General features: G+C 33.1%; 22 protein-coding genes. 15 read left to right on the plus strand and 7 right to left on the minus strand.

Annotation, left to right across the window (positions count from 1 at the left end):
• Positions 1–73 precede the first annotated feature (73 nt).
• A complete protein-coding gene (locus tag AAON49_RS09275) occupies positions 74–787 on the minus strand; it encodes a LytR/AlgR family response regulator transcription factor (RefSeq protein WP_349554240.1) in 714 nt (237 codons plus the stop codon).
• Positions 784–1836: a sensor histidine kinase gene (locus AAON49_RS09280; protein WP_349554241.1), complete on the minus strand. Its 1053-nt coding sequence runs from the start codon at positions 1834–1836 to the stop codon at positions 784–786. The genes AAON49_RS09275 and AAON49_RS09280 overlap by 4 nt, the downstream gene beginning before the upstream one ends.
• Before the next feature lie 218 nt (positions 1837–2054).
• On the opposite strand from AAON49_RS09280, the gene AAON49_RS09285 reads away from it, so the two are divergent.
• The 6 genes from AAON49_RS09285 to AAON49_RS09310 all read left to right on the plus strand — a co-directional run bounded on the left by AAON49_RS09285 (position 2055) and on the right by AAON49_RS09310 (position 7285).
• Positions 2055–3305, plus strand: a complete 1251-nt coding sequence (locus AAON49_RS09285) for a hypothetical protein (protein ID WP_349554242.1) — start codon at positions 2055–2057, stop codon at positions 3303–3305.
• A 107-nt stretch (positions 3306–3412) separates the two neighbouring features.
• The gene (locus AAON49_RS09290) at positions 3413–3655 is read left to right on the plus strand and encodes a GlsB/YeaQ/YmgE family stress response membrane protein (RefSeq protein ID WP_349554243.1); all 243 of its coding nucleotides are present in this window, start codon (positions 3413–3415) and stop codon (positions 3653–3655) included.
• Between the two features lie 104 nt (positions 3656–3759).
• Complete coding sequence (locus tag AAON49_RS09295) at positions 3760–4344, plus strand: Crp/Fnr family transcriptional regulator (RefSeq protein WP_349554244.1); 585 nt, start codon at positions 3760–3762, stop codon at positions 4342–4344.
• A 74-nt stretch (positions 4345–4418) separates the two neighbouring features.
• The gene (locus AAON49_RS09300) at positions 4419–5711 is read left to right on the plus strand and encodes an aminopeptidase P family protein (RefSeq protein WP_349554245.1); all 1293 of its coding nucleotides are present in this window, start codon (positions 4419–4421) and stop codon (positions 5709–5711) included.
• 9 nt (positions 5712–5720) lie between these two features.
• A complete protein-coding gene (locus tag AAON49_RS09305; RefSeq protein WP_349554246.1) occupies positions 5721–6023 on the plus strand; it encodes a hypothetical protein in 303 nt (100 codons plus the stop codon).
• Positions 6024–6121: 98 nt separating this feature from the next.
• Positions 6122–7285: a TlpA family protein disulfide reductase gene (locus tag AAON49_RS09310; protein ID WP_349554247.1), complete on the plus strand. Its 1164-nt coding sequence runs from the start codon at positions 6122–6124 to the stop codon at positions 7283–7285.
• A 61-nt stretch (positions 7286–7346) separates the two neighbouring features.
• On the opposite strand, the gene AAON49_RS09315 is transcribed toward AAON49_RS09310, so the two are convergent.
• The 4 genes from AAON49_RS09315 to brnQ all read right to left on the minus strand — a co-directional run bounded on the left by AAON49_RS09315 (position 7347) and on the right by brnQ (position 10638).
• On the minus strand, positions 7347–7703 hold the full coding sequence (locus tag AAON49_RS09315; RefSeq protein ID WP_349554248.1) for a cupredoxin domain-containing protein: 357 nt from the start codon (positions 7701–7703) through the stop codon (positions 7347–7349).
• A gap of 3 nt (positions 7704–7706) precedes the next feature.
• Positions 7707–8264, minus strand: a complete 558-nt coding sequence (locus AAON49_RS09320) for a carboxymuconolactone decarboxylase family protein (RefSeq protein ID WP_349554249.1) — start codon at positions 8262–8264, stop codon at positions 7707–7709.
• Positions 8265–8477: 213 nt separating this feature from the next.
• Positions 8478–9323 (minus strand): helix-turn-helix domain-containing protein, encoded by an 846-nt coding sequence (locus AAON49_RS09325; RefSeq protein ID WP_349554250.1) that lies wholly within the window; start codon positions 9321–9323, stop codon positions 8478–8480.
• Between the two features lie 10 nt (positions 9324–9333).
• Complete coding sequence (brnQ, locus tag AAON49_RS09330; RefSeq protein WP_349554251.1) at positions 9334–10638, minus strand: branched-chain amino acid transport system II carrier protein; 1305 nt, start codon at positions 10636–10638, stop codon at positions 9334–9336.
• Positions 10639–10715: 77 nt separating this feature from the next.
• Between brnQ and AAON49_RS09335 the strand changes: the two genes are divergently transcribed.
• Both AAON49_RS09335 and AAON49_RS09340 read left to right on the plus strand, forming a co-directional pair.
• A complete protein-coding gene (locus AAON49_RS09335) occupies positions 10716–11501 on the plus strand; it encodes an alpha/beta fold hydrolase (RefSeq protein WP_349554252.1) in 786 nt (261 codons plus the stop codon).
• Between the two features lie 238 nt (positions 11502–11739).
• Complete coding sequence (locus AAON49_RS09340) at positions 11740–12180, plus strand: hypothetical protein (protein ID WP_349554253.1); 441 nt, start codon at positions 11740–11742, stop codon at positions 12178–12180.
• Between the two features lie 2 nt (positions 12181–12182).
• Here the strand turns inward: AAON49_RS09340 and thiL are convergent, their stop codons facing one another.
• Positions 12183–13229 carry a thiamine-phosphate kinase gene (gene thiL / locus AAON49_RS09345; protein ID WP_349554254.1) on the minus strand — a complete coding sequence of 349 codons (1047 nt, stop codon included), beginning with the start codon at positions 13227–13229 and terminating at the stop codon, positions 12183–12185.
• A 111-nt stretch (positions 13230–13340) separates the two neighbouring features.
• Between thiL and AAON49_RS09350 the strand changes: the two genes are divergently transcribed.
• The 7 genes from AAON49_RS09350 to sufB all read left to right on the plus strand — a co-directional run bounded on the left by AAON49_RS09350 (position 13341) and on the right by sufB (position 21129).
• The gene (locus AAON49_RS09350) at positions 13341–14783 is read left to right on the plus strand and encodes a choice-of-anchor B family protein (RefSeq protein ID WP_349554255.1); all 1443 of its coding nucleotides are present in this window, start codon (positions 13341–13343) and stop codon (positions 14781–14783) included.
• A gap of 4 nt (positions 14784–14787) precedes the next feature.
• Complete coding sequence (locus AAON49_RS09355) at positions 14788–16023, plus strand: choice-of-anchor B family protein (protein ID WP_349554256.1); 1236 nt, start codon at positions 14788–14790, stop codon at positions 16021–16023.
• 1 nt (position 16024) lies between these two features.
• Entirely contained in the window at positions 16025–17356 is a 1332-nt protein-coding gene (locus AAON49_RS09360; protein ID WP_349554257.1) for a hypothetical protein, read from the plus strand.
• Between the two features lie 3 nt (positions 17357–17359).
• Positions 17360–18133: an MbnP family protein gene (locus AAON49_RS09365; protein WP_349554258.1), complete on the plus strand. Its 774-nt coding sequence runs from the start codon at positions 17360–17362 to the stop codon at positions 18131–18133.
• 4 nt (positions 18134–18137) lie between these two features.
• On the plus strand, positions 18138–19208 hold the full coding sequence (locus tag AAON49_RS09370) for a cytochrome-c peroxidase (RefSeq protein ID WP_349554259.1): 1071 nt from the start codon (positions 18138–18140) through the stop codon (positions 19206–19208).
• A 108-nt stretch (positions 19209–19316) separates the two neighbouring features.
• Entirely contained in the window at positions 19317–19646 is a 330-nt protein-coding gene (locus AAON49_RS09375) for a HesB/IscA family protein (RefSeq protein WP_349554260.1), read from the plus strand.
• Between the two features lie 34 nt (positions 19647–19680).
• The gene (gene sufB, locus AAON49_RS09380; protein ID WP_349554261.1) at positions 19681–21129 is read left to right on the plus strand and encodes a Fe-S cluster assembly protein SufB; all 1449 of its coding nucleotides are present in this window, start codon (positions 19681–19683) and stop codon (positions 21127–21129) included.
• Positions 21130–21140 lie beyond the last annotated feature (11 nt).

Below are 21140 nucleotides of genomic sequence, written 5' to 3' on the forward strand. Positions count from 1 at the left end.
TTTCATCGGTAAGAAAAAAAGCAGGGAATGAATTTCTGTAAATCCAACAAAAAAGTCAAGATTGTTACGTTTTTTACAACTCGTTTTGGTTGATTTTTTCAAAAAACTCTTTTCGATAGGTATTTCCAATAGGCAACTGCTTGTCTTGAATCCAAATAGCATCATTTTCGATGCTATCAATATGTTTTATAGACACAATATATGACTTGTGAATTTGAATAAAGTTTTTCTTTGGGAGCATTTCTTTGAGATTTTTTAGGGTATTGTATGTAATAATCTCTGATGAGTTTTGTTGAATTGCTACGTAGTTTTTTAATCCCTGTACAAATAAAATATCCTTCAAAAAGACCTTGGCAAATTTGTTCTTCCCGTCTGTTTTAAAGAAAATATATTCTTTTTCATTCGACTTCTCTATAACTGATTCGTTTTCTTTAGGTAGTAATTTTTTAACTGCTTTGTAAAAACGCTCAAATTCAATTGGTTTTAGCAGATAATCAATTGCAGAAACATCATAGCTTTCTAGAGCAAATTCAGGATAAGCCGTTGTGAAAATAATATGTGTTTTTTTATTAATGATTTTTGATAATTGAATTCCTGTGATTTCTGGCATTTGGATGTCTAAAAAAACAAGATCAACAGGATTATTCTCTAAAAAACTCAATGCTTGTAATGACTTGTTAAAGGTCTTCTCTAGTTTTAAAAACCCAACTTTTCCAACATATTTTTCTAATAATCTAATTGCTGGCGGTTCATCATCTACTATAATACATGTGAATTCTTTTTTCATAGTGGCATTTTTAAATACGTACTAAAATAATTGTCTTTTGAGTTATAAGTAAGCTCGTAATTGTCCTTAAACAAAATCTTCATTCGGCTTTTAATATTTTCTGTTCCAATTCCTTTGTCCATATACTTTTCAGAGGTGTTGATTTTATTTTCTGTCGCAACTTTAATCACATCTTTTTCAATAATAATTTTAACCTTAGCTGGGTTTTCTTTATCATCAATTACACCATGTTTGCAGACATTTTCTATAAAATGAATTAACACTAGCGATGGGATTTTTTGTTCTTTAATATTCCCTTTGATTTCTAAGTTTAAGTAAAAATTATCTTCATATCTCTTGTTATAAAAATAAAGATAGTCTTTGATAAAGGCGATCTCTTTTTTTAACGGCATAAAATCTTCTTTTACTTCATAGGTAATATACCTTAATAATTGGGATAGTTTTAAAATGCCCTTTGCTTCTTCTGGATTTTTATCATACAAATCAGAATAAAACCCGTTTAACGTATTAAATAAGAAATGAGGTCCTATTTGCGATTGTAACATTGCCATTTGTGCTTCTTGTTGTTGTATTTTTAACTGATTGACAAGCTTAGTGTTTTCTTTATATCTAAAAAACAAATACATCAAACTACTAAACAAACAAGGTCTTAATGTATAACCTGTACTATCAATCAAATAAATTGCAACAATATTATCTCTATTAAGATTGTAATTATGCGTTCCAAACAAATGGTAGCCAACAATTTCTTCTAGAAAGAACCGAACTGCTGCAAAACAAAGAACCATGATAAAAAAGGCAAGAATATAATGTGGTACCTTGTTAAGTTTCAAAAATCTAGGGGCGAAAACCAAATAATTTAGAGCATAAACAGTAAAGTAGGCGATATTAAACGTAATGAACAGTAAAAAACCTCCAAGGTTAATCTGATTCCAACGATCTGAAGTACCGCTAAAAAACATCTCGACAGACAAGTTCCATGTCTCGCCTACTAAGACAAAAAGAAGTCCAAAGAGAATATTATATTTTAATTCTTGATTCCATTTCATACTTACAAAACTAATATGTCTTTTTAGTTTTTGGTGTTTACTCTGACAAAGTAGCGTTTTTATCTTACGAATTTTCTATTTACCACAACCAACTCGTTTGTTGAGTGAAAAAGTTTTTTAATCCCGTTTTTTTTGGCATTGGTTTAATCTTCTCTATCACAAAATGTTTCTCCTTTAAAATTGCACCAGAATTGATTATCAACATTAAACACAAAAAAATGAAACATCTACTTATTCTTATGGTTGCTATTATTATTAGCTGTCATATTTCTGCTCAAACTATCTCTTCAGATTACCTTAAAAAACACACTAACTATTTTACTATTGAGAATAATGAATTAAAAGGTTCAGGAGCGAAGGTTTTAAAAAGAATGATAAAGTCCTCACAATTTATCAATTATGGTGAAACTCATGGATCTGAACAAGTATCAACTATTATAAAAGCATTTATGCCTCTTTTAAAGAAGGCTGGTTTTAACTATTTTGCTATTGAAGTGGGACCAAATTCTGCTCAAAAGTTGTCTGAGTTATCATCACCTGCTTCTGAGACAGTGAAAAACTTATATGCTTTTAACAGCAGATATTCTGTAAGCCAAGGGAAAGATACTGCTGTACCAATTCCTTTTTTTGATGGTGTAAGTGATGCTGAATTTCTTCAAATAGCAAGAGAAAATGGAATGCATTTATGGGGAATAGATCAGGAATTTTATTTTTCTCCATTTTTCTTAATGGATGAAATGGTAACTACTGTAAAAAACACTTCTAAGTATAAAAAAGTCAATCAATTAAAACAATTGGCTCAACAAGCAATGTATCAACACTTTATTGCTGAGGTTCAGAAGAAAATTGACAATGCTTATCCGTTAATTAAGAAGGAAAAAGCTGTACAGGATTTTTTTAGTGCTTTCGAGAAGTCAAATAAAAAAGCACAAGATATTATTAACAACATGAAAATTAGTTGGGATATCTATATTCATTGGAGAAATGATTCACATGCAGATCGTATTAGCTATATCCGAAATAACTTTATGAAAAAATACAAAGAAGCTTTAAAAAAAGAAAAACGTCCAAAAGTGTTTACAAAAATAGGGAGTTTGCATGCTTCAAAACTAATCTCAAATGGTGCTTTTGATGTGGGGCACTTAACTGAAGAGCTAGCCCAAAAAAGCAAAACGAATAGTACTTCCATCAATACTTGGGTTTCTTATTCAAAAACAGAAAAAGGGATTCAAAATAACTTTGAAAAATATAAAAGAAGTTTTAGAAGGCTTGCTTTATTAACTCAATTTGCAAAGAAAGATCAATGGACTGTTATCAACCTTAAAGAAATAAGAAAAGACATTTTATCTGGAAAAATAAAACTTCCGTCTAATGGAGATTATCACAAATTGAGAAAACTAATTTTCTCTTACGATTATCAACTAATTACACCTATTGACGAGGACCCAAAGCCAAATAGAAAAAACTAAAAACCATTTCTAACCCCTTGTTTTTCAACTACATGTTAATAACTCTTCTTTATTTTTAGATTTTATTTACTTACATTAGAACTTATTAACTAACTAAATTTTATACTATGTTATACGGTATTTTAATTGGAGCTGTTGCTGGTTTTATAGCAGGAAAGCTTATGAAAGGCGGCGGTTTTGGAATTTTAATCAACATTATTTTAGGTATTGTTGGGGGATTTGTAGGAAGTTGGCTTTTCGGGATTGCAGGAATCAGTTTTGATTTTGCAGGAGATATAGTAAATGATCTTATTACTGGGGTTATTGGAGCAGTAGTGATACTCTTTATTGCTGGACTCATAAAAAAGTAATACGCGATTTTACATAAAAATTCTATTAAGAACCCACAATCTGTGGGTTCTTTTCTATTTTACACGATTCGAAAAAAAGTATCTTTGGCAAAACAATAGTTGAAATGGATGTTCTTAAATCGAATTTTCCCTCATTTTTAAGAGAAATTATTGATCAAAAAGATTTAGAAAAACATATTCCAGAAATCATACATTCTTTTTCTTTTTTGGAATTAGAGAAAAATCAATTTTTAGTTCAAAAAGGCAGTGTCTGTGATTTTTTCTGCTTTATAGAAAGCGGGGTTTTGCAACACTCTATAGATATTATTGAAGACGAAAAAACAACATACTTAGCTTTAAAAAATTCGTGTACTTCTGCTTTAAAAAGCTTCTTACAAAAGACTCCATCCAGAAAAAACATTAAAGCTTTAGTCAACTCTAGTTTGTGGGTAATTCGTGTAGATTCTTTTCATTCACTTATGAAAAATAATCCTGCTTTTTATACCTTTTATTTCAATCTAATTGAACGGCAAATCTTCCTTATAGACGATTATCGCATCGATTTACTTACCCTAACTCCTGTAGAGCGTTATAAAAAATTGTTGCAAAATGAGCCTAAACTTTTATCGGAAGTTCCTCTACATTATCTCGCTTCTTTTTTAGGAATTTCGAAAAGACACATGTCTCGAATTCGAAAAAAAACAAAATAGTGCCATTTGGCTGCATTTTAAATTTCTTGTTTTCTTTATTTTTGAAAAGATCAAACTTCTAAATCAAAAAAACAATGAAATACAATCGTATCAACTCTTCTCTTTTTGTTAAGAATCGTAAGAATTTTGCTGCTCAAATGAAACCAAACAGCATTGCTGTTTTTAACTCTAATGATATTTATCCTATTAGTGCAGATAGCACAATGCCTTTTGAACAACATCGTGATATTTTTTATTTAAGTGGTGTAGATCAGGAAGAAAGTATTTTGGTTTTATTTCCAGATTGCCCAAAAGAGAAGTATAGAGAAGTCTTGTTTTTAAGAGAAACTAACGAACATATTGCTGTATGGGAAGGAGAAAAATTAACCAAAGAAGCTGCTTTTGATACTTCTGGAATAAAAACAGTTTTCTGGTTGCAAGATTTAGAAAAGATTATGTTTGAAATTATGTCTTTATGTGATACGGTATACATCAATACAAATGAGCATTACAGAGCCAATGTAGAAACAGAAACCAGAGAAGATCGCTTTACCAAATGGTTACAAGCAAAATATCCTGCGCATTCTGTAGCAAAAAGTAATCCTATTTTACAACGATTGCGATCTGTGAAAGATCAAATAGAGTTGGATTTGATGAAGCACGCCTGCGATATTACAAACAAAGGTTTTCGAAGAATTTTAAATTTTGTAAAACCTGATGTTTGGGAATATGAAATTGAAGCAGAATTTATTCATGAATTTATCAGAAATAGATCTAAAGGATTTGCTTATACTCCGATTATTGCTAGTGGTAATAATGCCAATGTATTACATTATATAGAAAACAATCAACAATGTAAAGCAGGTGACTTATTATTGCTGGATGTTGGCGCTGAATATGCTAACTATTCATCAGATATGACAAGAACCATTCCTGTTTCTGGGCGATTTACTGATCGTCAAAGACAAGTATACAATGCTGTCAACAATGTAAAAAAAGAAGCTACTAAAATGTTGGTTCCGGGTACTATTTGGGAAGAATATCATATAGAAGTTGGTAAAATCATGACTTCTGAGTTATTAGGTTTAGGACTTATAGATAAAGCCGATGTGCAAAACGAAGACCCAAATTGGCCAGCTTACAAGAAGTATTTCATGCACGGTACATCACACCATATTGGATTAGACACACATGATTATGGTTTGCTTCACGAGCCAATGCAACCTGATATGGTTTTCACAGTAGAACCTGGTATTTACATTCCAGATGAAGGTTTTGGAGTGCGTTTAGAAGATGATGTTGTGATTCAAAAAACTGGTGAGCCGGTAAACTTAATGCAAGACATTCCTATTGAAGCGAATGAAATAGAAGACTTGATGAATTCTTAGTTGGTTTTTATGAAAATGTATATTCTTGTCAAGGAAAACCTCCCGAAAGGGATTGCACCTTTGGCAACCGCACATGCATCACTAGCTGCTTATTTAAAATTTGAAAACGATCCTGAAACTCAAAAGTGGGTTTCAGGAACTTTTTACAAGGTTATCTGTAAAGTGACTGAAAAAGAATTTGAAAAAGCCAAAACTTATGACAATAATGTGATTCTTACTGAATCTTCTCTAAACAATGAAGAGGTTGCCATAGCTTTTAAACCTAGAGAAGAGTGGCCCAAAGCTTTTAAGTTTTATAGGCTATACAAATAGAGAAAATCTTTTCTGCGACATTTTTTTATTCGCGACGTCTTACTAATGGATCGTATTAAACTCTAATATAAATCCATTTAACTAACCGAAAACTAAACATGAAGCATCTATTTTGTCTATTAGCATTTACATTTTTATTAAGTTGTCAAAAGAAAACCGATTTAGAGATTTTAACTAAGGTTTCAAATGATTTGCAACAAATCAAAAAGATTCAATATAATTTTAACTTTGAGCAAAAAGGATATGAATCTGAAAGTTCAAACTATTCGTATTCTGGAATACAAGCAATTGATTTTACAAAAAAGAATGAGTTAGGGGCTAACGTTTACTCAAAACGATTTCCAAGAAAAGATAAGGAAGGTTTTGAAAGATTAGCTATAGGAGACACTTTAATTAAAATAAAGTCAAAAACTAAAACCATTATAAAGTCTCCTAAAGCTCAAGTGCCTATACTTTATGGTAATATTGTTTTATACTTTAATCTTTTTGATCTTAGAAAAAGCTTGCCTTTGATTATAAAAGATTCAACAATGACCTCTTTACATACATCAGATACTCTGATTGCTGACATTCCTGCTCTAAGCATACAGTTCAAAATACAAAAACATATTCTAGGAGGAAAACTCTATGATACACATGGAAGAACAAATAAGTATCATCTAATTGTTCGCAAAGGTGATCATGTTCCTCTTGTTTGGGCGCTTAAAAACAAAGATGGCGCTATGGAATTTTCCTACAGTGATATTCAACTTGACATTAATCCTGCATTGTGGCAATATAATCCTCGAAAAGAATATATTGTTATTTCTGGTGAAGAATATCGTTTGCGCGAAAAGAATAAGTTAAACAGAAATATTGGACAATACTTTCCAGATTGGCAATTGTCAAGTATCAGAGGTAAAAGCCTGTCAAATAAAAACTTTAATAACTCCTTAACTCTATATGAATTCTTTTTTGTTGGATGTGCCGGATCTGTTAGTTCTAAACATTTTATTGACGAATTAAACATTAATTATGGTAAGAATCTCAATATCGTAAATATTGAAATTCAAGATCACTCGAAAAGCGATGTAAGGTCTTTTGTAGAGAAGTATAATTTAAAAGAGCCTGCTTTGTTCAAAGGAAAACAATTAGCAAACAAACTGGGGGTAATTGGTTGTCCTACATATATTCTTGTAGATAGATCGGGGAAGATTATTTTTTCTTCATTTGGAGATAGAACTGGTTTAAAAGAGCTTATAGAGAATGAACTTCAACTCTAACAAAGTAAAAAAACCACACTCAATGAGTGTGGTTCTTCGTTTATGCAAAGTAGACGCCAATTTACTTTACAATCAATGTATACTGCGGTGTTGGATTCAAGGGACAGAAGTATACATAGGTTCCTTTTTTTAAAGTCACTTTATTAGACTTTGATTTTGAATTGTTTTTCACAGGCTTAGTCACATAGGCATTTTTAATATGCTTTTTTGTATCTGACTTAGGCGCCAGTACAAATCCTACATCATGACCTACATGATTATTTGCAATCTCAAAAATGTAGGTTCCTTCAGATAATGTAATTTGCTTTTGTGTAAATTCTCCTTTGGTTTGTTCTAAAGCTACTGTCTTCACTTTTTGTGCGTTTGCTGTAAATGCAAACCCAACAAACAATACGATTACTGCGATTAATTTTTTCATTCCTTATTGTGTTACTGCAAATTTTCCTGCTTCTACTGATGGAAAATCCACTTCTGTTTCTGCAATGTGATTTACATAATTTGTTAATGTATTGGAAACAACATTCAATACAATCTCTAAAATATCTCCATCTGTATATCCTGCATTTTTAACTGCTTGAATCAATTCAGAAGAAACTTGCCCTCTGTTTCTTGTAACTGCTTGTGCAAATTGTAACGCAGTTTGCTCTTTTTCATTCGTCGCAAGTCCTTGTCTGCTTTGCTCTGTTTGTTCTTCAGACAATCCGTTTAACTTTCCTATTGCAGTATGTGCAGACAAGCAATAATTACACGAATTTTCTTCTGCAATTGCCAATGCTAATTGCTCTCTAAATTTGTTGCTAAAGTTTCCGCTTGAGGTAATTTCACCTAAGCTTAAGTATCCTTGTAAAGTAGCTGGAGAGTTTCCAAATACTTTAATCAGATTAGGGATGAATCCTAATTTACTTTGAACTGCATCAAATAATTCTTTTGATTTTCCAGTCGTCGTTGCTGGATTTAATGTTTCAATTCTTGTACTCATAATTTCTATCTTTTTAGTATTATTTATTTGTATTTAGTATGCATTCAATTTGGATTGAATGACTTCTTTGCAATCGTATTCCTGGTAACCCCAGCAATTCGGACAGCTTGTATTGTTTTTTGAAATCATCTTCATTGTTTTTGAATTACGGTACAAAGATGCGATGAGAAGTATTCTCTAAAAATGGACAAAGGTTCCTAGTGTTTGGACAAACTAGTTTTTGAACTCTTTTTTAAACTGAAGTGGTGATTTTTGAGTAGCTTTTGTAAAGAATCTCGTAAAATAGGCAGGGTCATTAAAGCCAAGATTAAAAGCAATTTCCTTTACAGAATTGTCTGTGTAAATTAATTTTCGTTTGGCTTCTAAAATGATTCTATTCTTAATAAAATCGCTTGGAGTGTCTGTTCCAATCTTTTGAAAATGCTTCGTTAACGATTTTGGAGATAAGCCTAAACGTGATGCATACGCTGATACAGAATGAATCTCTTTGAAATTTTGATCTACTAACGTGCTAAAATCTTTAAAGAGTTTTGTCTCTGTATCTTCTTTAAGAATATGATTCTCCTTTTTGATTCGTACAGAGTGAATGATAAATTGCTTTAAATACGATTGTAGCATATCGTACTGAGCGGTTTCTTGTAACTTAAATTCTTCAATTAGGTTTTCTAGAATAAAATCTAGTTTCCGAATATCTTCTTCGCAAGGTTTTACAAAAGGTGTTTCGTAAACATTATTAAATAAAACTCCATTGCAAGCAATTTCCTTATCGTGGGTTTGAATACAGTAGAAATCTCTAGCAAAAGTTAGTTTGTAAGCCTCTTTCACTTTTTCAGAATCTACAGAAAAGATCTGGCCTGGCGACAAAAAGAAGAGAACATTGTCTTCAAAAGAATATTCTTTAAAATCGATGTGATAGGTTCCTTTTCCTTCTTTGACCCAAAAAATTGTATAGTAATTTACCTGTTCTTGTTCACTAACAACACAGGCTTTATCAAAATCAACAATACTTAAAGAAAATGTGTCTTTATATTGATATGTGGCAACTTCCTGAACAGCCATAAAGAAATGTTTAGCTCATTTGTGGTTGCTTAGTCGTAAAAGTTTTCAGATTTAACAATACAAGTGATAAAACTGCAGGAATTACCCAACCCATGTGATGAGAGCTCAACGGAATCATTTCTGTAATTCCTGAAATGTTTTCCTTTAATCCTACAAACCCTAGAAAATCTGGAATACTAAACACAATTGTAACAAGAACAACTCCTCTAAACACTAGTTGAGATGCCCATTTTTCTGGTAAAACATTCAGAAATATCAAAACAATTGTTATCGGGTAAATCAACATTAATACAGGTAAAGCTATTACTATAATTGTGTGAAAATCCATTTGTCCAACTAAGATTCCTGCCAAACAACCAATTATTGCTGTGATGGTATACGCCTTTTGAGAATTATTAAATAATCCTTTAAAATAGTCCGCGGTTCCTGTGACAATTCCTACTGCAGTTGTAAAGCAAGCCAACGCAACAAGTACACTTAAAAAAGCAGTTCCTATATTTCCTAAAGTAGCTGTGCTAATTCCTCTCAACAAAGTGGCTCTTTGCATATCATTACTTAAACTTCCATCAACAAAAATTTCAGATCCATAAAAGGCTCCTACAGCAATCAATCCCGTGTAGATAACCGCCAACCCTGTTCCAGCTATAAAACCAGATTTTCTTATAATGTTCTTTTTTTCTGCTGAAGAGTTTATTCCTTTTAGTCCTAAGGAAATTATGATAACACCTCCCACAACAACGGCTCCAATCGCATCAAAAGTTTGATACCCTTCTAGAACCCCATCAACAATTGGTGTTTTAAAAATTGAGGCGTTCATTCCTCCTCCACTAGAGAACAACCCTATTCCGATGACCAAAAAAATAATAATCGCAATAAGTGGTGTTAGGTATTTACCAATCAAATTAATAATCCTAGATCTATTTAAAACAAAGATTAAAACCAAGGCAAAATAAATACTACTAGTAAGTAAAGGAGTGGTTTCAAAAAAAGGATAGATTGCTATTTCATGTGATGCAGATGCTGTTCTTGGAGATGGTATTGCTATTGAGATCATATATACTAAAATGCAATACACAAAGCTAAAAGCAGGTGATACTTTTTTGCCAAAATCAAACATGGTACCTTGTAATTTTGCATGTGCTAAAATTCCTAAAACTGGAATAAAAACAGCGGTAATCACAAAACCTAGAACCACCCAAAACCATTGGTCTCCAGAATTATATCCTAATAATGGAGGTAACAACAAATTTCCTGCTCCAAAAAACAGAGAAAACAATGCAAATCCTGTAATCCAAACTTCTTTGTTCTTATTCATTGATATCGTTTTAATCAAAAAGAAAACTATTCCTTTTTCTTATCAAAAAGCTTTGGAAAGATACATATTTTTGTGCCATGCAAAACACCGTTGTTTTTAAGAATACTCCAATTCACTATTCTGATGAAGGAAAAGGAAGTGCTGTGGTTTTACTCCATGGTTTTTTAGAGAATCGTTATATGTGGGATTTTATAAAAGAGGATCTTACAAAAACATATAGAGTAATCACTATCGATTTGCTAGGACATGGCAAAACAGATTGTATAGGGTATGTTCATTCTATGGAGCTTATGGCAGAAGTTGTTTACTCAGTTTTAAAATCAATTAGAATTAGAAGAGCTATTTTGATAGGTCATTCTATGGGAGGTTATGTTTCGCTGGCTTTTGCTGAAAAATTCCCAAAAATGGTAAAAGGTCTTTGCCTAATGAATTCTACCGCTACTGAAGATGATCAAGACAGAAAAGATTTAAGAGCAAGAGCGAATAAGATGGTTCAAACCAATTTTGAAAATATGGTGAGAATGTCTGTTGCCAATCTTTTTAAACCTGAAAGTATTGCTGCATTTTCTATGGAAGTTGACAGGGTAAAAAAAGAAGCTTTACAAACTCCTATACAAGGCTATATAGCAGCTCAAGAAGGAATGAGAATTCGTCCTGATAGAACTTCTGTGGTTCAAAACGGACCCTTTCCTACATTTTATGTTATTGCAAAAGAAGATCCTGTTTTAAATTCTGCAGAGGTGACAACAGAGGCCAAAAGTGTAAATGCTGAATATGTGGTTCTAGAAGGCGGACATATGAGTCACGTTGAAAACAAAGAGGAATTAACTGCTTCGCTAAAAACGTTTTTAAAAAATATTTAATTTTTTCACGCAACCTTTTCAACTTACAAACATCTATCTAGTATAGAAGTTTGGTTAGTTGTAACAAAAACCTATGGAAAAGATTAAAATCCACTCTTAACCATAATCACTTTATCTAGTTTACTCTTGATAGCTTTCTTCATTCTAGATAATGTGATTATTGGTGGATATTAAAGTTCAACTAACTTATTTTGCATTCCTTTTTTCTTAATTTTGAGATTCTAACTTCCTAGAAATCATGAAAATTAACGAAGCAAAGTCTATTATAGATATCGTAAGAGAATCTTCTTTTGGAGAACTTTTTTTCACCTCACTAATTATTCTTCCTATTTATTTGGGTAGTTGGGTTGTTGTCTTAAAACAGATAGACAATAACTTATGGGGCAAAAATTCTCTTATACTTTTGATTTTAGTTTTGGCTTATGTTTTCACTTTAATTGTTATGAAGCATTATCAGTCTAAAGACAAGAAAATAGAAAATGCATCGATTAAAATTCGCCAATATATTTTATCTAGAAATTGGACAAGAATGAGTTATGAAAGAGTTCAAAAAAACATTGATTCTTCTTTTAATCAAGAATTAATCGACAGTATTTTAGATAAATATCCTGAAGATTTTAGAGTAGGTACTATTAAAGGCGGTAAAAAGGCGATTGTAGTTTTAGGCGAAGAAGAATAGATCTATTCTTGCAATGCATTCCAACCTTGGGCTTTTAATTCCAATTCTTGATTGGCTCTCGTTACCAAATTCATTCCTTGGTTTTGCTCAGTAATATGTCCGATTACCGTTAAATGTGGGTTTCCTTTAACCTTGTCAAAATCATCAATAGAAACGGTAAAAAGCAGTTCGTAGTCTTCACCTCCACTCAAAGCAACCATTGTACTATCTATATCAAACTCTTCACATGTAGAAATTACTTGTGGATCTAAAGGAATTTTATCTTCATAAATTTTACATCCCACTTTACTTTGAGAACAGATATGCATAATTTCAGAAGATAATCCATCAGAAATATCAATCATCGAGGTTGGCTTGACATCCATTTCTTTTAATAATTTTGGAATGTCCTTTCTTGCTTCAGGCTTTAACTGTCGTTCTATTAAATATGTGTACTTATCTAAATCAGGTTGACTGTTTGGGTTTACTTGAAAAACTTGTTTCTCTCTCTCCAAAACTTGTAACCCTAAATAAGCAGCTCCTAAATCCCCGCTAACAACAATTAAATCAGTCTCTTTTGCTCCGTTTCTATAAACAACCTCTTCTTTGTTTGCTTTACCAATTGCTGTTACAGAGATTAAAATTCCTTTTGTTGATGAAGTCGTATCGCCACCAATTAAATCTATATTATACGTCTCACAAGCTAATTGAATTCCAGAGTACAACTCTTCAATGGCTTCCAAAGGAAACCGGTTTGAAACAGCTAAAGAAACAGTAATTTGTTCTGCGCTAGCATTCATGGCATAAACATCCGAAAGATTAACCATTACAGATTTGTATCCTAAATGTTTTAATGGCATATAGCTTAAATCAAAATGAACGCCCTCAATTAGTAAATCTGTAGTAACAATTGTTTGCTGTTCAGAGCTATCCAAAACTGCTGCATCATCACCAACTCCTTTTACAGTAGTTGAATGGTTTATTTTAAAGTGTTTTGTAATATGATTGATAAGCCCAAACTCTCCTAGTTCAGACAATGATGTTCTCGACTGATTTTTATCTTCTAACATGGCGCAAAGATAGCCACATCTTTAAAAACAATCATCAAATAAAACTCAATAAAGTTGTTTTAGGGTTTTTCTGTCCTAATCTGTTACCTTTGTATGTAACAAGCCTCTAATATGAAACACAAATTACTCTTATTCATAGGATTATGCCTATGTGTAAACGCTTATTCTCAAACTCCATGTGTTGGAGGTTTTGCTGGAGAATATCCTTGTAATGATTATGACCTTTTATCACATGTTCCTGTAGCTACTTTAGCCAATACATTAGGAAATCCTGAAGGAAGTGATATTTGGGGATGGACAGATTCTACAACAGGAAAAGAATATGCAATTGCTGCAATGACAAACAGTACAGCTTTTGTTGATGTTTCGGATCCTCTAAATCCTATTTACTTGGGAAGAATAGATACTCAAAACGGAAACACTAGTTTTTGGCGTGATGTGAAAATATACAACAACCATGCTTTTATTGTTGCTGATAATATTGGCTCTCATGGAATGCAAGTTTTTGACCTTACAAGGTTAAGAAGTGTTTCCTCTCCACAAACATTTTCACCTGACACAGTATATAATGATGTAACAAGTTGCCATAATATTGTTATAAATGAAGCCAATGGTATTGCTTATTTGGTAGATTGCAAAAATGTTGGAAGAGGTGTTCATTTTGTTGATATTTCTGACCCCGTGAATCCTACAAATCTTGGAAATTATAACAATGAAGGAGTAACACATGATGCACAAGTTGTGACTTATAACGGCCCTGACACTGATTATACTGGAAAAGAAATTTTAATCGGAAGCAACGAAACTAAAATTGTTATTTTGGATGTAACCGACAAAAACAATGTTGTCAAGATTTCTGATTTGGCGTATTCTCAATTAGGGTATACACATCAAGGATGGTTTACAGATGATCAGCGTTATTTCCTTTTAGGAGATGAAGCAGATGAACAAAACTTTGGAATTAATACCAGAACCATTGTTTTTGATTTTCAAGATTTAGACAACCCTGTGCAATCTTCTACATATTCTGGACCTTCAACAGCAATAGACCATAACGGATATGTGAAAGGAAACGAATTTTTTATGGCTAGCTACAGAGCAGGAATGAGAGTATTGGACTTAACAAATGTTGGAGCTGCTACTAATTCGCTTTCTGAAATAGGATATTTCGATACATTTCCAGCAAATAATGGTACCGGATTTAATGGTGCTTGGAGCGTTTATCCATATTTTGCTAGTGGAAATATTATTATTAATGATATTGAAAGAGGTCTTTTCGTAGTTAGAAAAAGTGGTACTTTAAGTACATCACAAGAAACTTTTCGTGATCGTTTTTCAATCTCTCCAAACCCAGCAGAATCAAACCCAATAATTCGATCAAAACAAAACGAGCAAATTAATTCTGTAGTTATTTATAATATTCTTGGAAAGAAAGTCTTCTCCAAACAAAATATAAATCAGACTGAATACGTTTTACCTGTTGAGAATCAACCAAAAGGAATATATCTTGTAAAGATCAATGCGATTATTTCAAAAAAACTCATTTTAAGGTAATATCATGAAAAAAGCGATTCTTCTCATATGTAGTCTAAGCTTATTAATCTCCTGCAACAAATCTGATGTTATAGACCCTAACGCAATAGATTTAAACCCCGACCCTATTACTGTTTTATCACCTTGTGAAAATGGTATGGCAGGAATTTATCCTTGCAATGATTATGATTTAGTTGCTCATATAGATCTTACAACTTTAGGCGGAATAGGAGCTTCTGGTAATGATTGTTGGGGCTGGACAGACCCTAACACTCAAAAAGAATACGCTTTAATGTGTACAAGCACAGGTCTTTCTTTTATTGATATTTCAGACCCTCTTAATCCTGTAAATTTAGGTCAGCTCCCAACACAAACAAATAACAGTACTTGGCGCGATGTAAAAACTTATGGCAATTACGCTTTTATAGTTAGTGAGGCTTCGGGACATGGGATGCAAGTTTTTGACCTAACTCGTTTAAGAAATGTTGATCCAAATAATGCCCCTCTAACATTTTCTTCAGATGCACATTATACGGGTTTTGGAAATGCTCATAATATTGTTATCAATGAGGCTAACGGATATGCTTATGCTGTTGGAACTGGAACTTTTTCTGGCGGGCCTCATTTTGTAGATATTTCAGATCCATTAAATCCGATAGCTGCAGGAGGATATGCAAACGATGCTTATTCTCACGATGCCCAAGTAATAACCTATAATGGTCCAGATACCGATCATACAGGAAAAGAAATTTTAATAGGAAGCAATGAAAATGAAGTGGTCATTATAGATGTTACAGACAAAAGTAATCCTACTCGAATTTCAACAATCAATTATAGTAATATTGGATATACACATCAAGGTTGGTTTACTGAAGATATGCGATATTTTCTTCTGGGGGATGAACTGGATGAAAGAGATTTCGGTATTAATACAAGAACTGTTGTTTTTGATTTTAACGATCTCGATAATCCAACACACCATATGGATTATTTGGGTCCAACTACAGCCATCGATCATAATGGATATGTAAAAGGAGACTTGTTCTTTTTGTCTAATTATTCTGCTGGAGTGCGAATTATTGATATTACAAATATTTCTAGCGGTAATATGACAGAAGTTGGTTTCTTTGACACAAATCCAAACAACAACAATACTTCTTTCGATGGTGTTTGGAATGTTTACCCATATTTTGCAAGCGGTAACATCATTGTTAGCGATACAGATAGCGGATTCTTTATCATAAGAAAAAGCGGTTCCTAAAATGAAAAGAATATTCTTCTTTATCTCACTAATATCAATCGTAAGTTGTACTGATCAGGGTAATATTATAAGTGGTCCTAACAATCTTTTTACAGGTTCTTTAGAATTAGCAAAAACCTATGGGGGAACAAAGAATGATGTTGGTCAATCTGTTATTGCTACTTCTGATGGAGGTTTTGCTGTCTTAGGATATACGCAAAGCATGGATGGTGATATAACCGATAAGCTTGATGAGAGTTTTGATTTCTGGTTGTTGAAATTTGATGCAAACACCCATCTAACATGGAGCAAAACCTATGGTGGTTCTGATGATGATAGAGGTAAGTCCCTCATACAAACTGCAGATGGCGGTTTTGCAATTTTAGGATATACAGCAAGTTCTGATGGCGATGTAACTTCCAACAATGGATTTAGAGATTTTTGGCTCATTAAAACAGATGCTTCAGGAAATCTTTCTTGGCAAAAAACCTTTGGCTTTTCTGGAGCTGATGAAGGAATCTCAATTATAGAAACCAAAGACAACCATTTTCTTATTATTGGTGTTCTAGATGTAACGGCATCAGGAGGTTTAGGAAATGCAGGGAGAAATAGTAGTAGACATGCTGGCGGAGATTATTGGGCAATAAAAGTCACTCAAAACGGTGATTTGACTTGGTCTCGTTACTTTGGAGGGTCTTTTACAGATATTCCAAATGGAGTTATAGAAACCTCAAACAATGAATTTATTATAGCGGGTTCTTCAGACAGCAATGATGTAGATATTTCTGGAAATAAAGGAACATACGACTTTTGGCTTGTAAAAACAGCAGCTTCAGGAAATTTAGTTTGGGAAAAATCTTTTGGAGGTATGGAAATAGATGAAGCTAGAGGGATTGCTCCTACTAGTGATGGAAATTATGTAGTAGTCGGTGATACTAGAAGTTCTGATCAAGATGTTTCTTTAAATAATGGCGCCGCAGATCTTTGGCTCTTTAAAATGTCTGATAGTGGAAATCTTATTTGGAATCGATCAATTGGAGGGTCTGGTTTTGACGTTCCTAGATCTGTAAAATCAACAAGTGATAATGGTTTTATTATTGCAGGTAGTTCAAGAAGTTCTGATGGTTTAGTAGCTAATAATCAAGGACAAAACGATGCTTGGATTGTAAAAGTTGATAGTAATGGACAACTTGTTTGGGAACGCTCTGTTGGTGGGTCAGAAATTGATTTTGCTTACGATGCTGTTGAGCTTTTAAACGGATCAATTATTGCTGTTGGAGAAAGCAGCAGCTCAAACGGAGATCTGTTAGAAAACAAAGGTTTTACCGATCTTTTAATTATCAAATTGAATTAAAAAATGAAAAACAAACTCCTTTTATTTTTATGTTGTATCACGGTGTTTTGCTGTTGCAGTAGCAATGATGATGTTATTGTAAGCCCAGTAAGCATTGTGTTTAATTTTAATCATACTTGGCAAACTACTGATGTTACCAATGCAGACTTTAACGATATTAAATTCACTAATGAAAATGGAGAGCAGTTAAGTATTGAAAGACTTCGCTATTTAATTTCTGATATTGTTTTAACGCACGAAAGCGGAACTGTAACTACCTTAGAAGGATATGTTTTAGTGGATGTAACCAACAATGAAAACCTTTCTTTTACAACGGCTGCATCTATCTTACCAGGAAACTACACCAATGTTACTTTCCGATTTGGATTTAGTGATGATGATAATACAGATGGAGTTTATCAAGATTTAAACACAGCTAATTTTAATGTTCCTGGAATGCTTGGAGGAGGGTATCATTACATGCAATTTGATGGGAAATATATAGATAATACAACAGCAGAAGCCCTTTTTAACTTTCACGCAATAAGAGCAGTAGATACAACAGACCCTAATAATCTGCAATTTGAAGACACTTCCTTTGTAGTTAGTTTAGGGGCTGTAACAGTTCAAGGCGCTACAACAATCAATGTCGGTGTAGATCTTTACAACTGGTTTTCAAATCCAAATTTATGGGACTTGAATACTCTGAATACAGGGTTGATGATGAATTTTAGCGCACAACAAATGATTAGCGCTAATGGCTCAAATGTTTTTAGCCTAGTTGGAGTTACACAATAAAGTTATGAGAAACCATCTAATCTTGCTTCTTTTAACACTTTTACTCGCATCTTGTTCGAGTTCAAGTTCAGGTGGAGACGATGATGTGTATACTCCTGTTTCTGCTTCTTTAAATATTCCTGATTTATTTCAACAAAGACTAATTGCTCCTGTAATTCCAACCAACAATCCTCTAACTGAAGAAGGAATTGCCCTTGGAAAAAAATTGTTTTTTGACCAAAGGCTTTCTGGAGATAATTCTCAATCTTGTGCTAGTTGTCATAATCCATCCAATGCATTTACTGATGATACAAGATTTAGTGATGGAATTGATGGTGTTTTTGGAACAAGAAATTCGATGCCCCTATTCAATCTAGCTTGGAATTTTGGTGACCGCTTTACTTGGGGAGGTAAAGAGTTAGGTTTAGAAAGACAAGCATTAGAACCTGTGAGAAACCCTATTGAAATGCACAGCAATTGGACAACTGTAGCCAGCAAACTTCAACAAGATTCGCAATACCCAACTTTATTTCTTCAAGCATTTGGAACCTCAACAATAGACTCTACGCTTATTACCAAAGCCATTGCACAATTTGAGAGAACCATGATTTCAGGAAACTCGAAATTCGATCAATACTTATTAGGAAACGCACAATTAACTCCAGAAGAACTCAATGGTTTCAATGTATTTATGGATGAAGATCGCGGCGATTGTTTTCATTGCCATGGAAGTGACAACAATCCTTTGTGGACAGACAACGATTTTCATAATAACGGTTTAGACGAAACATTTACAGATCTTGGTTTAGGGGCTGTAACTGGAGATCCAAATGACAACGGTAAATTCAGATCTCCTTCGCTTAGAAACTTAACCTTTACCGCTCCTTATATGCATGATGGGCGATTTACTACTTTAGAACAAGTCATCAATCATTATAGTGAGGGCTTAAAAAACTCTCCAACAATAGACCCTTTGATGAAAAAGGTGAGTCAAGGAGGAGTACAGCTCTCTGCCCAGGATAAAGCAGATTTGAAGGCTTTTTTATTGACCCTAACAGACAACGATTTTGTAAACAATCCTGCCTTTCAGAACTAATCAATTTCTACAATAGCAAAATAAATCATTCTAATGTAAGTCTGGATGGTGGTTTCAGACTTATATCGTATCTTTGCAACCACAATTTAGATTTAATCTATATAAATTATGATTAAAGTATCTGATCAAGCAAAAAAGAAAGTCATTGAATTAATGACTGATGATGGATTTGATGCAACTACCGATTTTGTTCGCGTTGGCGTAAAAAGTGGTGGTTGTTCTGGGCTTTCTTACGATTTAATCTTTGATAAAAATCAGTCTGAAACCGATAAGATTTTTGAAGATAACAATGTGAAAATCATTGTAGATAAAAAGAGTTTTTTGTACTTAGTAGGAACTACTCTAGAATATTCAGGAGGTCTAAACGGGAAGGGATTTGTATTTAACAACCCTAATGCGAATAGAACTTGTGGCTGTGGAGAAAGTTTCTCTCTCTAATAAATAATTGTTCATTGATAATTGATAGCTGAAAATGAGTAAGTATACTGAAGATGATTTAAGAGAAGAATTAAAAACCAAAGAATACGAATATGGTTTTTATACTGATATAGAAAGTGAAACCTTTCCAAAAGGGTTGAATGAAGATATTGTTCGTGCTATTTCTAAAAAGAAAAATGAACCAGAATGGATGACTGAATGGCGACTTGAAGCTTTTAGAATTTGGTCTGAAATGGAAGAGCCTGAATGGGCAAACGTTCAATATAAAAAACCTAACTTTCAAGACATTGCCTATTATTCTGCGCCAAAGCAAAAGCCTAAACTAAATAGTTTAGATGAAGTGGACCCAGAATTGTTAGCTACTTTTGAAAAACTAGGAATCTCTTTAGAAGAGCAAAAAAGATTGGCAAATGTTGCCGTAGATATTGTAATGGATTCTGTTTCTGTTGCAACTACTTTTAAAGAAACCTTAGCAGAAAAAGGAATTATCTTTATGCCTATTTCTGAGGCAATTCAAGAATATCCAGAATTGGTAAAGAAATATATTGGATCTGTAGTTCCGCCAAAAGATAACTTCTATGCCGCATTAAACTCAGCTGTATTCTCTGATGGTTCTTTCTGTTATATTCCAAAAGGAGTGAGATGTCCAATGGAATTGTCTACATATTTTAGAATTAATGAAGGAGGAACTGGTCAGTTTGAAAGAACTTTAGTTGTAGCGGATAAAGGAAGTTATGTAAGTTACTTAGAAGGTTGTACTGCCCCTCAAAGAGATGAAAATCAGTTACACGCAGCAGTGGTTGAACTAATCGCTATGGATGATTCTGAAATAAAATACTCTACGGTTCAAAACTGGTTCCCTGGAGATAGCGAAGGTAAAGGTGGTGTTTTCAATTTTGTAACTAAAAGAGGGTTGTGTGAAAACAATGCAAAAATTTCTTGGACTCAAGTAGAAACGGGGTCAGCCGTAACTTGGAAATACCCAAGCTGCGTGTTAAAAGGAAACAATTCGGTAGGAGAATTCTATTCTATTGCTGTAACTAATAATTTCCAACAAGCAGATACCGGAACTAAGATGATTCATCTTGGAAAAAACACAAAATCAACAATTATCTCTAAGGGAATTTCGGCAGGAAAATCTCAAAATAGCTATCGTGGGTTGGTTCAAATCAATTCTCGAGCAGAAAATGCAAGAAACTTTTCACAATGTGATAGTTTATTGATGGGAAATGAATGTGGTGCCCACACATTCCCTTATATAGAATCTAAAAATAAATCCGCTCAAATAGAACACGAAGCAACAACTAGTAAGATTGGTGAAGATCAATTATTCTACTGTAATCAACGAGGAATTGATACAGAAAAGGCCATTGCTTTGATTGTAAATGGATTTAGTAAAGAGGTGTTAAATAAATTACCGATGGAATTTGCTGTTGAAGCTCAGAAACTTCTTGAAATTAGCTTAGAAGGTAGTGTCGGATAAACAAAAACTAA

It is taken from the genome of Pseudotenacibaculum sp. MALMAid0570 (assembly GCF_040151415.1).
Classification (GTDB): domain Bacteria; phylum Bacteroidota; class Bacteroidia; order Flavobacteriales; family Flavobacteriaceae; genus Polaribacter.

What these genes read in the sequence shown, in the direction of transcription:
- brnQ (WP_349554251.1), bottom strand. Translation starts at nt 10,638, where the DNA reads ATGAATAAGAACAAAGAAGTTTGGATTACAGGATTTGCATTGTTTTCT.
- AAON49_RS09355 (WP_349554256.1), top strand. Translation starts at nt 14,788, where the DNA reads ATGAAAAAAGCGATTCTTCTCATATGTAGTCTAAGCTTATTAATCTCC.
- AAON49_RS09295 (WP_349554244.1), top strand. Translation starts at nt 3,760, where the DNA reads ATGGATGTTCTTAAATCGAATTTTCCCTCATTTTTAAGAGAAATTATT.
- AAON49_RS09350 (WP_349554255.1), top strand. Translation starts at nt 13,341, where the DNA reads ATGAAACACAAATTACTCTTATTCATAGGATTATGCCTATGTGTAAAC.
- AAON49_RS09285 (WP_349554242.1), top strand. Translation starts at nt 2,055, where the DNA reads ATGAAACATCTACTTATTCTTATGGTTGCTATTATTATTAGCTGTCAT.
- thiL (WP_349554254.1), bottom strand. Translation starts at nt 13,229, where the DNA reads ATGTTAGAAGATAAAAATCAGTCGAGAACATCATTGTCTGAACTAGGA.
- AAON49_RS09320 (WP_349554249.1), bottom strand. Translation starts at nt 8,264, where the DNA reads ATGAGTACAAGAATTGAAACATTAAATCCAGCAACGACGACTGGAAAA.
- AAON49_RS09335 (WP_349554252.1), top strand. Translation starts at nt 10,716, where the DNA reads ATGCAAAACACCGTTGTTTTTAAGAATACTCCAATTCACTATTCTGAT.
- AAON49_RS09340 (WP_349554253.1), top strand. Translation starts at nt 11,740, where the DNA reads ATGAAAATTAACGAAGCAAAGTCTATTATAGATATCGTAAGAGAATCT.
- AAON49_RS09375 (WP_349554260.1), top strand. Translation starts at nt 19,317, where the DNA reads ATGATTAAAGTATCTGATCAAGCAAAAAAGAAAGTCATTGAATTAATG.
- AAON49_RS09325 (WP_349554250.1), bottom strand. Translation starts at nt 9,323, where the DNA reads ATGGCTGTTCAGGAAGTTGCCACATATCAATATAAAGACACATTTTCT.
- sufB (WP_349554261.1), top strand. Translation starts at nt 19,681, where the DNA reads ATGAGTAAGTATACTGAAGATGATTTAAGAGAAGAATTAAAAACCAAA.
- AAON49_RS09310 (WP_349554247.1), top strand. Translation starts at nt 6,122, where the DNA reads ATGAAGCATCTATTTTGTCTATTAGCATTTACATTTTTATTAAGTTGT.
- AAON49_RS09365 (WP_349554258.1), top strand. Translation starts at nt 17,360, where the DNA reads ATGAAAAACAAACTCCTTTTATTTTTATGTTGTATCACGGTGTTTTGC.
- AAON49_RS09290 (WP_349554243.1), top strand. Translation starts at nt 3,413, where the DNA reads ATGTTATACGGTATTTTAATTGGAGCTGTTGCTGGTTTTATAGCAGGA.
- AAON49_RS09315 (WP_349554248.1), bottom strand. Translation starts at nt 7,703, where the DNA reads ATGAAAAAATTAATCGCAGTAATCGTATTGTTTGTTGGGTTTGCATTT.
- AAON49_RS09300 (WP_349554245.1), top strand. Translation starts at nt 4,419, where the DNA reads ATGAAATACAATCGTATCAACTCTTCTCTTTTTGTTAAGAATCGTAAG.
- AAON49_RS09275 (WP_349554240.1), bottom strand. Translation starts at nt 787, where the DNA reads ATGAAAAAAGAATTCACATGTATTATAGTAGATGATGAACCGCCAGCA.
- AAON49_RS09280 (WP_349554241.1), bottom strand. Translation starts at nt 1,836, where the DNA reads ATGAAATGGAATCAAGAATTAAAATATAATATTCTCTTTGGACTTCTT.
- AAON49_RS09370 (WP_349554259.1), top strand. Translation starts at nt 18,138, where the DNA reads ATGAGAAACCATCTAATCTTGCTTCTTTTAACACTTTTACTCGCATCT.
- AAON49_RS09305 (WP_349554246.1), top strand. Translation starts at nt 5,721, where the DNA reads ATGAAAATGTATATTCTTGTCAAGGAAAACCTCCCGAAAGGGATTGCA.
- AAON49_RS09360 (WP_349554257.1), top strand. Translation starts at nt 16,025, where the DNA reads ATGAAAAGAATATTCTTCTTTATCTCACTAATATCAATCGTAAGTTGT.